This is a genomic window from Exiguobacterium sp. J17977 (assembly GCF_018616375.1).
GTDB lineage: Bacteria > Bacillota > Bacilli > Exiguobacteriales > Exiguobacteriaceae > Exiguobacterium > Exiguobacterium mexicanum.
Map to the genome: position 1 here is coordinate 28229 of NZ_JAEQBB010000012.1, position 15497 is coordinate 43725.

At 49.5% G+C, this 15497-nt stretch carries 19 protein-coding genes; 1 reads left to right on the forward strand and 18 read right to left on the reverse strand.

Annotated features, from left to right (window positions below; translation table 11 throughout):
* Positions 1–68: 68 nt before the first annotated feature.
* The 9 genes from spoVG to metG all read right to left on the reverse strand — a co-directional run bounded on the left by spoVG (position 69) and on the right by metG (position 8205).
* The gene (gene spoVG / locus KNO58_RS15005) at positions 69–368 is read right to left on the reverse strand and encodes a septation regulator SpoVG (protein WP_214755133.1); all 300 of its coding nucleotides are present in this window, start codon (positions 366–368) and stop codon (positions 69–71) included.
* 135 nt (positions 369–503) lie between these two features.
* The gene (gene purR, locus KNO58_RS15010) at positions 504–1328 is read right to left on the reverse strand and encodes a pur operon repressor (protein ID WP_021065749.1); all 825 of its coding nucleotides are present in this window, start codon (positions 1326–1328) and stop codon (positions 504–506) included.
* Positions 1329–1401: 73 nt separating this feature from the next.
* The gene (gene ispE / locus KNO58_RS15015; RefSeq protein ID WP_214755134.1) at positions 1402–2265 is read right to left on the reverse strand and encodes a 4-(cytidine 5'-diphospho)-2-C-methyl-D-erythritol kinase; all 864 of its coding nucleotides are present in this window, start codon (positions 2263–2265) and stop codon (positions 1402–1404) included.
* A 100-nt stretch (positions 2266–2365) separates the two neighbouring features.
* Positions 2366–2602 (reverse strand): Veg family protein, encoded by a 237-nt coding sequence (locus KNO58_RS15020; RefSeq protein WP_021065751.1) that lies wholly within the window; start codon positions 2600–2602, stop codon positions 2366–2368.
* A gap of 82 nt (positions 2603–2684) precedes the next feature.
* Positions 2685–3563 (reverse strand): 16S rRNA (adenine(1518)-N(6)/adenine(1519)-N(6))-dimethyltransferase RsmA, encoded by an 879-nt coding sequence (gene rsmA, locus KNO58_RS15025; protein ID WP_214755136.1) that lies wholly within the window; start codon positions 3561–3563, stop codon positions 2685–2687.
* Positions 3560–4120 (reverse strand): ribonuclease M5, encoded by a 561-nt coding sequence (gene rnmV / locus KNO58_RS15030; protein WP_214755139.1) that lies wholly within the window; start codon positions 4118–4120, stop codon positions 3560–3562. The genes rsmA and rnmV overlap by 4 nt, the downstream gene beginning before the upstream one ends.
* A complete protein-coding gene (locus KNO58_RS15035) occupies positions 4113–5426 on the reverse strand; it encodes a 3D domain-containing protein (RefSeq protein WP_214755141.1) in 1314 nt (437 codons plus the stop codon). The genes rnmV and KNO58_RS15035 overlap by 8 nt, the downstream gene beginning before the upstream one ends.
* Positions 5423–6190 carry a TatD family hydrolase gene (locus tag KNO58_RS15040; RefSeq protein WP_214755143.1) on the reverse strand — a complete coding sequence of 256 codons (768 nt, stop codon included), beginning with the start codon at positions 6188–6190 and terminating at the stop codon, positions 5423–5425. The genes KNO58_RS15035 and KNO58_RS15040 overlap by 4 nt, the downstream gene beginning before the upstream one ends.
* Positions 6191–6243: 53 nt before the next feature.
* Positions 6244–8205, reverse strand: a complete 1962-nt coding sequence (gene metG / locus KNO58_RS15045; RefSeq protein ID WP_214755144.1) for a methionine--tRNA ligase — start codon at positions 8203–8205, stop codon at positions 6244–6246.
* Between the two features lie 329 nt (positions 8206–8534).
* Between metG and KNO58_RS15050 the strand changes: the two genes are divergently transcribed.
* Positions 8535–8828 carry a transition state genes transcriptional regulator AbrB gene (locus KNO58_RS15050; protein ID WP_012727742.1) on the forward strand — a complete coding sequence of 98 codons (294 nt, stop codon included), beginning with the start codon at positions 8535–8537 and terminating at the stop codon, positions 8826–8828.
* 16 nt (positions 8829–8844) lie between these two features.
* Here the strand turns inward: KNO58_RS15050 and rsmI are convergent, their stop codons facing one another.
* The 9 genes from rsmI to KNO58_RS15095 form a co-directional block, all read right to left on the reverse strand.
* A complete protein-coding gene (rsmI, locus tag KNO58_RS15055; protein ID WP_214755146.1) occupies positions 8845–9714 on the reverse strand; it encodes a 16S rRNA (cytidine(1402)-2'-O)-methyltransferase in 870 nt (289 codons plus the stop codon).
* Positions 9686–9964, reverse strand: a complete 279-nt coding sequence (locus tag KNO58_RS15060) for a GIY-YIG nuclease family protein (protein ID WP_214755148.1) — start codon at positions 9962–9964, stop codon at positions 9686–9688. The genes rsmI and KNO58_RS15060 overlap by 29 nt, the downstream gene beginning before the upstream one ends.
* Positions 9957–10691: a tRNA1(Val) (adenine(37)-N6)-methyltransferase gene (locus tag KNO58_RS15065; protein WP_214755150.1), complete on the reverse strand. Its 735-nt coding sequence runs from the start codon at positions 10689–10691 to the stop codon at positions 9957–9959. Before KNO58_RS15065 ends, KNO58_RS15060 begins: the two co-directional genes overlap by 8 nt.
* A gap of 65 nt (positions 10692–10756) precedes the next feature.
* Positions 10757–11092 (reverse strand): DNA replication initiation control protein YabA, encoded by a 336-nt coding sequence (gene yabA / locus KNO58_RS15070; RefSeq protein WP_021065760.1) that lies wholly within the window; start codon positions 11090–11092, stop codon positions 10757–10759.
* A 23-nt stretch (positions 11093–11115) separates the two neighbouring features.
* The gene (locus KNO58_RS15075) at positions 11116–11946 is read right to left on the reverse strand and encodes a PSP1 domain-containing protein (RefSeq protein ID WP_021065761.1); all 831 of its coding nucleotides are present in this window, start codon (positions 11944–11946) and stop codon (positions 11116–11118) included.
* 6 nt (positions 11947–11952) lie between these two features.
* Positions 11953–12963, reverse strand: coding sequence for a DNA polymerase III subunit delta' (locus tag KNO58_RS15080; RefSeq protein ID WP_312846346.1), 1011 nt, complete (start codon positions 12961–12963; stop codon positions 11953–11955).
* On the reverse strand, positions 12963–13292 hold the full coding sequence (locus KNO58_RS15085) for a cyclic-di-AMP receptor (protein ID WP_029594397.1): 330 nt from the start codon (positions 13290–13292) through the stop codon (positions 12963–12965). The genes KNO58_RS15080 and KNO58_RS15085 overlap by 1 nt, the downstream gene beginning before the upstream one ends.
* Positions 13292–13930, reverse strand: a complete 639-nt coding sequence (gene tmk, locus KNO58_RS15090; RefSeq protein WP_214755155.1) for a dTMP kinase — start codon at positions 13928–13930, stop codon at positions 13292–13294. Before tmk ends, KNO58_RS15085 begins: the two co-directional genes overlap by 1 nt.
* 2 nt (positions 13931–13932) lie before the next feature.
* The gene (locus KNO58_RS15095; protein WP_251026283.1) at positions 13933–15354 is read right to left on the reverse strand and encodes an aminotransferase class I/II-fold pyridoxal phosphate-dependent enzyme; all 1422 of its coding nucleotides are present in this window, start codon (positions 15352–15354) and stop codon (positions 13933–13935) included.
* Between the last annotated feature and the right edge of the window lie 143 nt (positions 15355–15497).

Sequence of the window (15497 nt, forward strand, 5' to 3'; positions counted from 1 at the left end):
CGTTGTACCTATTCGTAACCAATGAAACGTAAAAAGGCAGCGGAAGGATCCCCATCCGCTGTCACATGTTACTCGTTTATGGCATTATATTGGGCTTGCGTCTCGGCGATGGCGACGTCCTCTTGACCGTACGCCTCTAAGACGGCCGCCTCGACTTTCTGACGCATATCTCCATTAATCGGGTGAGCAATGTCACGGAAAATCCCTTCTGGCGTCCGCTTGCTCGGCATCGCTACGAACAGACCGGTACTCCCTTCAATGATTCGAAGGTCATGTACCACAAATTCGTGGTCGAGTGTAATGGAGGCCAGTGCCTTCATTCTACCTTCCGTCGCGACTTTGCGAATTTTTACGTCTGTGATCTGCATGTTTCGCATCCCCTTTTCATCGTTGTCTGGACCGTGGTGTACTTTCTAAAAGGCTGAGATGATTCCAAGCGAACCGATTGACTTCGTACGAATCTTATACCCTTTCATCATAAAACGAAATCAATTTTTTGCCAATCACTTTAAGAATTGTTCGACGTTTCCACGCGAAATCGTGACGAGACCTTCATCCGAGTCGACGTTCGTCAATTTCATTAAACTGACGTATTCGCTCACCATTTTCTTCTCGGCGCCTTCTGCTTCCATCAGTACGCCGACACCGGCAAGGTTCGCTTCGAACTCGTTCAAGAGACTCATCATCCCGCGAATCGTTCCGCCAGCTTTCATGAAATCGTCAATCAACAGCACGTTCGCGCCACGTGGCAAACTGCGACGCGCGAGCGCCATCGTGCGAATCGCCTTCGACGAACCAGAGACGTAGTTGATACTCACGGTCGAACCTTCGGTGACGCGACTATCGGACCGAACGATGACAAACGGTACCCCGAGTTGCTCGGCGACAGCGTAAGCGAGCGGAATCCCTTTCGTCGCGATCGTCATGACGACATCGACTTTCCGATCGGCGAATACCGAGGCGAAGACTTGGCCCATCGGCTTCACTTGCCGCGGGTTACCGAGGACGTCTGTCAAATAGAGATAGCCTCCCGGAAGCAACCGTTCTGGCTTCGACAACTGTTCACATAGCCCGTCAATCATCGAGAGCGACTTGTCTTTGCTCCATCCTGGGATGAACATGACGCCACCGGCCGCTCCCGGCACCGTGACCAGTTTACCTGTGCCATCGTGGGCCAACATTTCACTGACGATGACCAAATCTTCACTGATGGATGACTTGGCTGCTTTATAACGACTCGAAAACATTGATAACGAGACGAGCTGGTGCGGATGGTCCAGCAAATAACGGGTCATATCGACGAGACGACCACTTCTACGAATTTTCATACGGATTCCCCTTCACTTCTTCAATAATAGACGAATGTTCTAAACAGAATATATCACTCTCATTCGTGTTTGTTCAATGTTTTTTGCCGAGAATCCGAACGACGAACACTTCAGGACAAAATCCTTTCAGTCCGTTATAGACACGATGTGCTTTTTGTTCATGCTCAATCAGTGCGAAGACGGTCGGACCGCTTCCACTCATGAGCACCCCATCCGCCCCGCAGTGGAGCATCGTCTCTTTGATTTGACGAACTTCGGGATGCAGTTCGAGCGTGACCGCCTCGAGGGCATTGCCGAGGTTTTCGCAGATGCCGTCAAAATCACGATCACGTATCGCCGTCACCATCGCCTCGGTGTTCGGATGCACAATCTTCTCCATCTCTACGGCGCGATAGACGTCGGCCGTCGATACGCCGATTTTCGGTTTCGCCAAGACGACGTAACACGGTGGCGGTGACGGGATCGTCTCCAACTGCTCACCGCGTCCGCGCGCGATAGCCGTTCCGCCCATGACACAAAACGATACGTCCGACCCGACGGCAGCTCCAAGTTCGGCCAACTGTTCTAACGACAGACCGAGATCGAACAGGTCGTTCATTCCGCGGAGCGTCGCAGCAGCGTCACTCGACCCGCCAGCCAACCCCGCCGCGACCGGAATCTGCTTATCCAATACGATTTCGACACCTTGCTTGATATTGAATCGCTTCCGCAACAACTCGGCCGCACGATACGCCAAGTTCCGATGGTCATTCGGCACATAGGCATGTTCAGATTGAATCCGAATCTCATCTGTATCCAGGACGGTCAATTCCAGTCGATCCGATAAATCCACTGTCGTCATTACCATTTCTACTTCATGATAGCCATCTGCCCGCTTCCCGAGGACGTCAAGCGTCAAATTGATTTTTGCCGGCGCTTTCACACTGATCGTGCGCATATCGTTCACCCTTCCCATGTATCTCCTGTTCGCCATTGTACCGTAAACGAGCGCACAAAAAAAGAAGCAGCTGCCAATGCATCCGCCCCTCATTTATCGTTCAATTGCTGAATTCAATTTTAACTGTATCCGTTAGGACATCAGCGTAGCTATATGAGACACGTTCCACGTTATGGTGATCTTCATCCAATTTGACGACGAACACCGCGGGATACGTCTCAACGAGCGTTCCAAACCGAGTAACGACTTTCTTACGACCGCCGTTTGCTTTCAACGTCAATCGTTCTCCAACATGCGATTCGAGTTTCTGTCTGATTTCTTGCAACGTCTTTGGCATACGCTTCACCTCACTGTTACAAGTATAACACATTCAGAAATGAAAATAAAGATTAATATTATAGCGACTCGTTATCCGGTCGTCAACTGTTTTTAAGTGGTAAAATTGTGTCTGCCAACCGGGCAAACTCTTCAAGCGAAAGCGTTTCGCCACGCCGTTTCGGATCGATTCCGGCCTCACCTAAGAGACGTTCGATTTCCAGTTTCTTATCTTTTCCCAGATGGTTCGTCAAGTTATTCAAAATCGTTTTCCGACGTTGCGCGAAACTGGCACGGGCAATCTCGAAGAAGAAGGCTTCATCTTTCACGTCGACCGCCGGTTTCGGACGCATCTTCAACGTGATGACCGCTGAATCGACGTTCGGGGCCGGCATGAACACACTTTTCGGGACGATAAAGCTCACGTTCGCCTCTGCGTAATACTGAATTGCAATCGAGAGCGAGCCGTATGCTTTCGTCCCAGGCTTCGCTCCAATCCGCTCGGCAACTTCTTTTTGAATCATCATGACGAGTGAACGGAACTTGATTTGGCTTTCCAGTAAACGCATGATAATTGGCGTCGTCACGTAATACGGCAAGTTCGCCACGACCGAGATGTCTTCGATGCCTTGACTGAAAAACTCACGCTCGACGATGGCTTGAATATCGAGCTCGAGCGCATCGCCGTGGATGACGTGCACGTGTGGATAAGGGGACATCGTATCTTCCAAAATCGGAAGCAGACGTTGGTCGATTTCGAGCGCGACGACCTTTTTCGCCCGCTTGGCAGACTGTTCCGTCAACGACCCAATCCCGGGACCGATTTCGAGCACCCCGCTCGCTTCACTTAGCTCCGCGGCGTCTACGATTTTATTCAAAATATTTAAATCGATTAAAAAGTTCTGTCCAAGCGACTTTTTAAACGAGAAGCCGTGACGTTCTAGAATTGATTTCGTGCGTTGAATTGTGGCGATGTCTTTCAATGATTTTCCTCCTCTAACTGAGCCAGTGCCCGTTCCCATTCTTCAATCGTGACCCGTAACGCTTCCACGCGTTTCACAAACTGTTTCGCGTTCGGTTCACCAATGCGAAGTAACACCCCGAGTCGTTTGCGCCGCCGCGCCGCGTCTGCTCCGCCAATCAAATCGGCCTCGAGCACCATCTGACGGGTGACGAGCGGCATGTCAGTCTCGACCCGCTGTTCATAAACCGCTTCGAGCACACGGCGAATCGTCGCGGGAGACGCATGCTCGACCCCGATTTTACCGCGCTTGCCTTTCGCTTCGGCACGTGGCAAATAGGCGTGCTTGCATCCTTTGACTTGCTCCTCGACGATTGCACGGATGCGATCACCCGGATAATCCGGGTCCGTCAAAATTATTACGCCTCGTGTCTCCTGGGCACGTTTGATTCGCTCGATGGTTTGCTTCGAAACGGCCGATCCGTTCGTTTCAATCGTATCGACGTCATATACTTCCTGTAGCCGCGTCGTGTCGTCTCGACCTTCGACGACGATCACTTCTTGTATCTTTTCACGCATCATCGGTTCCTTCTTTCTCTTCTTGCTTCGGGATGACCCAAATCGTGAGTGGCTGACGCCCAAACGTCACCGCCTCTTCTTTTGAGTCCATCATCACATCGATTTTATTGCCTTTGATGGCACTGCCTGTGTCCAAGGCAATCGCCATGCCAAACCCTTCGACGTAAACGCGTGTGCCGAGTGGGATGATGGCTGGATCGACCGCGATGATTCGCATGCCTTCATACAGAATCGTGTCCGTCACATCGTAACCGCTGCGCGTCAGCACCCTGCCGTCAAACGTGATTGTATCTTCTGCATTGTTCGTATACGCCGTCGCCTCGACGAGAAGCTGTTTCGCAGAGGTGAAATCTAAGACATCCTCGGCTCGAGGCGTCTCTTCGATTTTAATCTCCGCTTCCTCTCGAAACGGGCTCGACGGTTCAGACGTTGCCGTCGCCTCTTGCTTTTGCTCTGTTTCTTGGCTCGCTTCTGGTTCAGCTACGACCTTCGTTCCAAGTTTTATGATTTGAGGGCGCACGGTTCGCAGCGTTTCCACGCTCGTTTCGGTCCGATTTGTAATTGTACCATTTTCCACTGTCAGTGCATACCGCGTCCGTTCGAGTCCAGGGACGCCGACTTGAACGATCTCGGTTTCTCCGAGCGCAAGCGTGTCATCCTCTTCTCTGACGATCTCAAACGGGATGAGCCGACTTTCATACTGCACGACGTCCCGACTCACGTTGACTGTAATCGTCATCCCGTCTCGTACTGGTGTCGTCAGAGCCGGTTCGACGGTATCTTTGTCGGAAACCTTCACATTCGCCTCCTGTAGCGCCTGCTCGACAGTTTGAGCCATCGTATACATCGTCTTCGCCTCGTCGCCGACAATGACATCGAGGACGACGACAGGCTGATACCGGATGGTCATGCCTGATGTGATTGGGGTGCGGACGCCCGGGTACACATCGCCCCCGTCACGGACACTCACCCCGTAACGAAGCAACACGTCTTCGACAGTCCGTTCACGCGTCTCAATCGTTTCGGTTTGTCCGTAACCGATCTGGAGCGAGACGGTACGGGCCCGCTCGATTTGAATGACTCGGTCGAGTGGAATGTCCGCACTCAAGGCCGGTGTCACGACGTCTGCCTCGTCGATGACGATTCCCGTCTCTTCAAGCACGTCTAACACCGACTCGCCCCGACTCTCATGCACCATCGTCACTCCGTCATCGATGATGGTGACAGGTTCTGGTTGCATCGCCATATAGGCGAACACAGCGGTAGCGACGATGCCGAGACTTAATACGATTCGTCTGAACATCATGGAAGACGGAACAGGCGCTTCGCGTTAGCGGTCGTCGCCTCAGCAAGTGCGTCGTAAGACATGTCACGTAGCGATGCAATCTCTTCGGCGACATACGTGACGTAAGCCGGTTCGTTCCGCTTGCCACGGAACGGCGTTGGCGTTAAATACGGACAGTCTGTCTCTACGAGGAGTCGATCAAGCGGGACTTGTTGCGCCACCGCTTTCGGTACTTTCGCATTCTTGAACGTCACCGGTCCTCCAAGCGAAATATAGAAGTTCAAACGCAGACAGCGCTCCAACAATTCGACGGACATGCTGTAACTATGGAACACACCACCGACCTCTTCGGCATGTTCTTCCTCTAAAATGTCGAGTACGTCGGCGGTCGCTTCCCGATTGTGAATCACAATCGGCATGTTCGTCCGCTTCGCAATGGCGATTTGTTGCCGGAACACACGTTGTTGGACATCTTTCGGCGATTTATCCCAATGATAGTCGAGCCCGATCTCCCCGAGCGCCATCACTTTCGGATGATCCATCAATGTCTCGATTCTCGCCAAGTCGGCCTCCGTGCAGTCGATGGCGTCGACCGGGTGCCAGCCGACAATCGCGTAAATGTCTTCATACGTTTCCGCGAGCTCGATCGCACGCGTGATGGTCGGATTGTCGAACCCGACGACGAGCATCGGGGAAACGCCAGCAGCACGAGCCCGTTCAATCGTCGCTTCGACGTCTTCATTGAACTGTTCTGCATTGATATGGGTATGTGTATCAATCAACATGATGGTTCCTCCTTGTATAGACAAAGAGGGAGACCGAAGTCTCCCCCAAACAATTATTTGACGATGGCCCCGTTCGGCATATTCTCAGATACGGTCGCAAGTTCAAGCTTGCCGTCTTTATCCGCCGCTAAAATCATCCCTTGTGACAATTCGCCACGCAGTTTGACCGGCTTCAAGTTGGCGACGACGATGACCTTCTTACCGACCAAGTCTTCCGGTGCATACCATTCCGCGATGCCCGAGACGATTTGGCGCGTCTCACCGCCCATGTCGACTTGAAGTTTCAATAACTTCTTCGCCTTCTTAATTTTATCGGCTTCGACGATTTGACCGACACGGAATTCGACTTGGTCAAAGACGTCAATCGTAATTTCCGGACGCACGTCCTCATCTTCGACGTCGCCCGCTTCCGCTTCGGCTTCTTCGGCGCGTGCTTGCGACGCTTGACGCATCATCTCTTGAATCGCATCGACTTCTTCTTTGACGTCACGACGCGGGAAAATCGGTGTCCCGTCTGTGACGACGGCTCCATCGAACGCCGCGAACGTATCGAGCGCTTCCCATGACATATCTTCTCCTTCGAGACCAAGTTGACGGAACATCTCTTTTGGCGCTCGCGTCATGAACGGTTGAATCATGACCGCGACGTGGCGGAGTACGCCGGCAAGGTGGGTCATCACCGACGCCAGTTCGTCCCGTTTCGTTTCGTCTTTCGCAAGGACCCACGGTTGTGTCTCATCGATATATTTGTTGGCACGGCTGACGAGTTGCCAGATGTTTGTGAGCGCGACTGAAAACTCCATGTGTTCCATGGCAGCTTCCGTCTTCGCTGTCGTCTCATTGACGACTTGTAGCAACGAGGCATCAAACTCCGTCACGTTGCCCGCATAAGCAGGAATCTCGCCATCAAAATACTTTTTGATCATGGCCACGGTGCGGTTGAGCAGGTTCCCAAGGTCATTCGCGAGGTCAAAGTTCAAGCGATCGACGAACGCTTCCGGTGTGAACGTGCCATCCGCTCCGAATGGAACTTCACGAAGAAGATAGTAGCGGAGCGAGTCGAGTCCGTAGCGATCGATGAGTGGAATCGGGTCGACGACGTTGCCTTTTGATTTCGACATTTTGCCGTCTTTCATGAGCAACCAACCATGTGCGAAAACTTGTTTCGGTAACGGGAGGTCAAGCGCCATGAGCAATGCCGGCCAAATAATTGTATGGAACCGGACGATCTCTTTTCCGACCAAATGGACGTCGGCTGGCCAATAGCGGTTGAATAACTCGTCGTTGTCCGACCCGTAGCCGAGGGCCGAGATGTAGTTCGTGAGGGCATCAACCCATACATAGACGACGTGCTTCGGGTTCGACGGGACTTGGACACCCCAGTCAAACGTCGTCCGTGAAACAGCCAAGTCTTGAAGACCCGGCTTCAAGAAGTTGTTGATCATCTCCGTTTTACGCGATTCTGGCAAGATGAAGTCAGGGTGCGATTCGAAGTACTCGATCAAACGATCCGCATACTTGCTGAGACGGAAGAAGTAGCACTCTTCACGCACGAGCTCGACCGGGTGGCCGCTGTCCGGGCTCTTCCCGTCGATGAGCTGAGACTCTGTATAATACGTCTCATCGGGAATCGAATACCAGCCTTCATACTCCCCGAGATAAATATCATCGTTTTTAAGAAGCGTCTCGAACACATGCTCGACGACGGCTTTGTGGCGTGCGTCTGTTGTACGGATATAGTCATCGTATGAGATTTCAAGACGGTCCCATAACACTTTGATGTCTTTGACGACTTCATCCACGAACGCTTGCGGTGTCACACCGGCTTCTTTCGCTTTTTCTTGAATCTTTTGACCGTGTTCATCCGTCCCAGTCAAATAACGAACGTCAAAACCTTTCAAACGTTTATAGCGCGCGATCGCATCGCCGGCCACCGTCGTATAAGCATGACCGATGTGTAGTTTGGCACTCGGATAGTAAATCGGAGTCGTAATATAAAAAGTAGGCTTCGCCATTGTATGTTCTCCATCCTTTCGACATTTGCAATTTCCATTATACACGGTTCGACAAAAGAATTTCCAAACCAATTGTTTGGAATTTTTTTGTTGTTATCTCATAAAATATGTTCCAAAAAAACCCTTTCTTTGTTTCAGGTCCTAACTTTCGGGGAATTTTAGGTATATATCGCTCCTACATCGTCATTTTTCGAAAATGTAGATTTCCAATAGTAAGCAGTTGACTGCAATTGGAAAGTTTAGTATGCTTTTTGCTGTAGTAACATTGTCGAATTTTGACGACTCATGTCACCAAGAGATTTCGACACCATTGGAGGAGGAAACACAAAATGAAATCTACAGGTATCGTACGGAAAGTTGATGAGCTCGGTCGTGTCGTCATTCCAATCGAATTGCGCCGCACACTCGGGATTGCTGAGAAAGATGCACTTGAAATCTACGTCGACAACGATCAAATCGTGTTGAAAAAATACAAACCGAACATGACTTGCCAAGTGACGGGCGAAGTATCAGATGACAACTTCAAGTTGGCTGACGGTAAATTGATCCTTTCACCAGAAGGCGCACAACGCGTTCTCGTCGAGTTGAAAAACATGCTCGAAAACTACTACAGCGAAGAGTAAGCAAGGAATTCCTTGCTTACTCTTTTTTGTCGACTTGATGATACGCGTCATACACTTCACTCCGTGACAGACCCCGCTCTTTAGCGGCTTGTTTAATGGCGGCGTTTGGTTTTAAGCCGTCCTCAATGTAACGGTCGACGTGCTCGAGGGGCGATAGCACCTCCCACCAGTCATGCGTCGGTGCCGCTTCCGTCGATCCTTCCACCATGACGACGAATTCGCCGCGTACTTCACCTTCGCACCAGACAAGCGCTTCTTCTACCGTCCCTCGTAAAAACTCTTCAAACGTTTTCGTCAACTCTCGTCCGAGAACGAGTTGCCGATTGCCGAACACATCTTGAATCCCGGTCAGCATCTCTTTCAACCGATGTGGCGCTTCATAGAAAATGATGGTGCCCGGTTCATATTGTAAGGATGACAACACATCGAGCCGTTCTTTCTTTTTGCGTGGCAAGAATCCATAATACAAAAACCGCTCGGTCGCAAGGCCAGAGGCGACAAGAGCCGTCAACGCTGCGTTCGCTCCAGGGAGCACGACGACGGGGAGCTTCGCTTGAATGGCCAGCCGCACGAGGTCACTCCCTGGGTCCGAAATCCCTGGCATGCCCGCGTCTGAGACGACGGCGACCGACTTGCCCGCCTCGATATCTTCGATTAAGCGTGGGCCACTCACGTGCTTATTGTGCTCATGGTAGCTGACCAGTTTCGTCTCGATACCGAAATGGCGACAGAGTTTCATCGTTTGGCGCGTGTCTTCGGCCGCAATCAAATCGACTTCTCCTAGAATCCGAACCGCCCGATACGTCATGTCTTCTAAATTTCCAATCGGCGTCGGCACAACATAGAGCGTGGGCCCATCAGTCTGATAACTTTTCTGTGAGTTCATTACTCGTTCCCTCCATCAATTGCTGTTTTTGAGCCCGCGTGAGTTGTTTGATGGACCATTCATACTGCATGGCTTCGCGTTTGGTTGCAAACGACCTGACATATCGCAACGTCACCGGGAGGCGAGCTCGTGTATATTTCGCACCTTTGCCGTTGTTATGCACTTCCATCCGCTTCTCCACATCCGTCGTATATCCGGTATAGTACGTGCCATCGTTGCACTCGAGGATATAGGCAAAGTGCTTACGCATCGAGGATTGCCCGCATGTCGCTCGTATACGTGTCATCTTCCTCATAAACGACAAACGGAGGTAAGATTGTGAGCCCTGCTTTTCCATCTTTCGACCCCTCTATTAACAATGTGTTCGCGTCTCGACCTTGCTTCGGATAAACGAGTTGCATTCGTTTCGGTTCAATCCGATACGCCCGCATGAGCGTCAGAATGTCAAGCAATCGTTCCGGACGATGGACGAAGGCCACCTTCCCACCCGGTTTGACGAGTTGACTGGCTGAACGGATACAGTCTTCTAACGTGCACAGGACTTCATGGCGTGCAATCGTATGATGTTCATTTTGATTGCGCAGCGATGTCTCGTTCGCCAAAAAATAAGGGGGATTGCACGTGACGACATCGTAACGGGCATGACCTAATTGACTGGCAGCGGTTTTCACGTCCCCTTCAACGATATTAAGCCTCCCGTCCAACTCGTTGATGGCAATGCTTCGATTGGCCATGTCGACGAGGCGAGGTTGGATTTCAACACCCGTGATCGTCCCTTTCGTTCGATATGATAAAAAGAGCGGAATCGCCCCCGTGCCGGCGCACAAATCGACGAGCTTTCCTTTTTGAATCGGCACCCATACAAATTCGGCGAGTAATACGGCATCCAATGAAAATGAAAAAACGTCATCACTTTGAATGATTTTGCCGGGACGCCCTAACAAATCATCAAGACGTTCACCTTGTTTAACAGTCACGCCATTTCCCTCCTACATAACGTACAAAGGCGACGGACGGGAATACCCCCGTCTATCGCCCCTTATTAATGTTTATTTAGCATCGACATGCAGAAGAGACAGTCTCCGTCTTTTCTAACTTGTCCATAGTGCAAATTACAAATGTGAAATCCTTCTTGGTATAACGCCGCCAGATTGTTCTGTCCTTTTCCGGACAACGCAATTTGAGGATCCCCATCAGGCGTCTCGACTTCTGCAAGTTGCTCCACTTTTTCACGCAAATGATGGTTTTCGAGATACATGTGTTGGTTTTCTTCGAGCAAATAGGCGAGTTGCTCTTTGAGCACCCCTAAATGCTCCGTCAACAATTGCATTTGTTGCTCGATCGCATCGACCCGCATCATGACTTCCTTTTTATCCATTCTTTCCACTGCTCAGCACCCCATCACTGTTTCGACGGTTTTCGTTTGACTGCACCGACCTCGACGAGCTCGTCGATTGTATACGTCACAACACGGGTCCGATCGTTCAACTCGACTTGAATCAATTGATCCAAGATATTGAGACCGATGACACGTCCGTCACCTTCTGGAATTTTGATTCGTTTTCCGACGTCTGGTAAATCCCGTTTCAATTCTTCATACGTATCATTCTCGTATTTCAGACAGCACATGAGACGACCACACACACCGGAGATTTTATTCGGATTCAAGGATAAGTTCTGATCCTTGGCCATTTTAATCGATACCGGCTCAAATTCCCCTAAGAACGAGGAGCAGCACAACACACGACCACAAGGCCCGATTCCGCTCAGCAGTTTCGCTTCGTCCCGAACTCCAATTTGACGGAGTTCGATCCGGGTGCGAAACACACTTGCTAAATCTTTGACGAGTTCCCGAAAATCAACGCGCCCCTCTGCCGTGAAATAAAAGATGACTTTATTACGATCAAATGTATACTCAACATCGACTAACTTCATTTCAAGTCGATGTTCACGAATTTTTTCTTCACAGACGGCGTGAGCGTCAAATGCTGCCAATCGATTGTCTTGAACGATTTCGGCATCTTTTTGATCGGCGACACGAAGGATTGTCTTTAACGGCAATACTACTTCGTCTTCACCCAGTTGCTTACCAACTTGGACGACTTCACCGTATTCGATGCCTCGTACCGTCTCTACGATGACATGGTCTCCACGTTCAAGCGTTGCTTCGCCTGGTGAAAAGTAATAGATTTTTCCCGCTTCTTTAAAACGGACTCCGACTACTTCAAGCACGCTCTCCTATCCTTTCTGCAAATCGAACGTTAACCGTTCGAACGTTAATTGAGGATTGACGTTTGCCTCAAGCCGTCGAATCGCCTCATGGACAGATTCAATAGCATGGACGATTTTATGAACCGGACGATCTTTTACAAACGCGGTATATAGCGCTTGTTCTTTCGTGAACAACTCCGGAACATAGTCTGTTCGCACTTTGAAGTGGAGCGCTTGCTCCAACCAATTTCCGAACAGCTCGAGACCGACTCGCAATTCATTCCGTCCTTTAAAATGACCGAGCCATTTTTCTTGGGCGAATAAAAGCAATTCTTGCGGGCGTTTTGTCAATACTTCAACTAATTGTACCACTAGCCCATACGCCTGTACAAACCAGTCGTTGTGAAGCGCCTCACGCGCGTCTTCGAATTTCGGATATGTCTCTAAAGCAAGACGCGCTAAATCGCTCGTACATTGCACGTCTGCGACCAACGTTTCCACGAGGCGTTCTCGATCAATCGGTCGAAACACTAAATGCTGAGCCCGCGAGCGAATGGTTGGTAATAGGAGTTGCGGCTGGGTCGTCACCAAGATGGCCAGTTTCCCAACGCCCGGTTCTTCGAAAAACTTTAAGAGACTGTTGGCCGCCTGAGGTGTCATTTTATGCGCTTGATGGATGACATATATTTGCCGGTCTCCTTCTGCTCCACGTAGCGACAAGTCGCTCAACAATTGTTGAACTTGTTCCTTTTTGATACTGGCCCCATCCGGTTCCACTTCCATATAGTCGACGAGGTTGCCCGAATCCATCCGTCTACAGTTTCGACAACTGCCACACGGCTCTACCCCGTCAGGCGACTCGCAAAAAAGGGATTTTGCAAACAGTTGCGCCGTCTCAATTAAATAAGGTTCATAATCTCCCGAGAAAATATAGGCGTGACCCACCTTTTGAGCGACAATCGAATTTTCAATGACTTTGGCGATAACCGTTTGAGATTTCCCTAACTCTTGAAAGCTCATATTCGTGACCGTTCCCATTAAAACTGATGGAATCCTTCAATCGGCAAGACGAACACCGTCGCTCCGCCAACTTGTACTTCTACCGGATACGGAATATATGAATCAGCGTGACCGCCCATCGGTGAAATCGGCGTGATCATTTGATCTCGGCTCGAACAATTCGATTTGATTAGCGCGAGCAAATCGTCTAACCGTTCTTTGGGTACACCAATCATGAACGTTGTGTTACCTTCTTTCAAAAAGCCTCCCGTTGTGGCTAATTTTGTTGCGCGGAAGTCCTCTTCGATTAAGGCATCTGACAACCGAGCACTGTCCTTATCATGTACAATCGCGATTACCATCTTCATCATTGCGTCACTCCTCTTTCATTTAATCGTTCTAACGTAATATCTAACACTTCATCTTGAATCATTTCAATTGTAGCGTTCGCATCGATACGAACCATCCGATCCGGATGTTGTTCTAATAATTTTTTGAACCCATCGTATACGCGTTGATGGAAAGACTCATCTCGGCTCTCGATACGGTCTAATTGACCTCGATCTTTCATGCGACGGCTCGCTTGATCAGGGGTCAAATCAAAGAGGAAAGTCAAATCGGGTTTAATCCCAACCGTTGCCCACTCGTTCAGTGATAGAATTTGATCCAAATCATATTGGAGTCCATATCCTTGATAGGCAATCGAGGCATCGACAAATCGATCACACACAACAATCGCCCCTCGTTTAAGAGCAGGTCGAATCACTTGATCGATGTTTTGGGCACGGGACGCGGCATACAGCATCATCTCGACTCGCGGGGTCATTTCATCATGTTCTGGTGATAATAAGACCTCTCGAATACTATTTCCGACTTTTGTCCCTCCCGGTTCTCGAGTGACGACTACTTCGTATCCTTTTTCAGTCAATGAACGAACTAACAATTGTAACTGCGTGGTTTTCCCTGAACCGTCGGGACCTTCTACAGTAATAAACATACCTTTCACGATTAAAACTCCTCTACGATAACATCAATTTGTTTCATCATAACATGCCTACTCGCTTGAAGGTTCCGTCCTAGTGAAATCCATTCATTCAACACTCTAATTTTCTCGTGTGTGATGACTTCTCCTTTTAGTATCCACGGAATTCCTGGTGGATAAGGGATAACGGTTTCTGCAGCAACGGCTCCTATTGCTTCTTCAAACGATTTGCGAATGACATCCGCATCATCTGAAATAGTATGCAACACCGAAACACGTTCTGTCATCGGGTAAGGATAGATTGTTTCATCTTCGACGATGAGCGGGACGTGTTGGGATGCATTTTTAATCAGTTTCACCCAATGTTGAATCTCTTGGCTTTTTAATTCCCTTAACGGTAGGCAGAATAACACGTGATCTTCTGCAGCCAGTTCCGCATCGATACCGATTGACGCCAAATGTTGACTAAAGACGAGACCATTTTTCGGATATGTCAGGACGGTCATTTTGGTGAAGTCATCGCCAACTTTGATTGAAAAGCCAGCTCGTCTCATTTCCATGATGAATGCGAAATGACTCGTTTGAATATGCGTCCAATCCCGGTCACTCAGATTTTCGAGATACTCCCTAGCATAATCAAGTGAGGCCATAATCAAATAGGATGGACTAGACGTTTGGAAAGAAGAGAGCGCATGAAATAAACGCTTCTCATCAATCTCTTCCTTATAATGGACCCATGCGCCCATCGTGAGCGCTGGAAGAGTTTTATGAGCAGACTGGACAACGGCGCTAGCTCCTTCGAAGATAGCGGATCGCTTTGGAAATGTTGGATGAATCAAATGAGCGCCATGTGCTTCATCAACTAAGAGAGGAATATGCAACGGACGCAAATAAGCACTGATTTCCGGGATGTTTGCCATATCTCCGTAATAGGTAGGAGACGTCAGTAGGAGGGCTTTCCCACCTGGGTACTGCGTGACAGCTTCTTGAATTGTTTCTAATGCCACCACCGTCGGTAGACTGTTTCCTCTATCTAATTCAGGCGTAAGTAAGATGGGTTCTAAACCGAGCCACTCAATGGCGTTCCACACGGATTTGTGAGAATTACGTTGTACATATACTCGTTCTCCCCGCTTCACAGTCGCCGCCAACAGACTCCAGTTTCCCGCTGTTGACCCATTGACTAACCATTTACTTTTACTGTGATAAAGAGATCCTAGTGCCCTCTCTCCTTCTAGAATAATACCTTCAGCATGATGTAAATCATCCAAGTGTCCGAGTTCTGTTAAATCGTATGGCATTATTTTTTGGAATACAGTCGGAAGTTTCTCATCTCTTACTGTTCCATTGTGATGACCAGGTACATGAAAAGAGACACGATCTTCGCGTACATGTTGCTCCAACGTTTCCATAAATGTAAAAGGATTATGTTTAGGTTTTCGAGTCATATAGGCAACCTTCCTATCCAAATAGATGCGACTTATATACAAAAAGAGACGACCAAGCGGATGCTTGATCGTCTTTCGCGTTGGCCTGGCAACGTCCTATCCTCACAGGGGGAGACCCCCAACTACTTTCGGCGCTGAAGCGC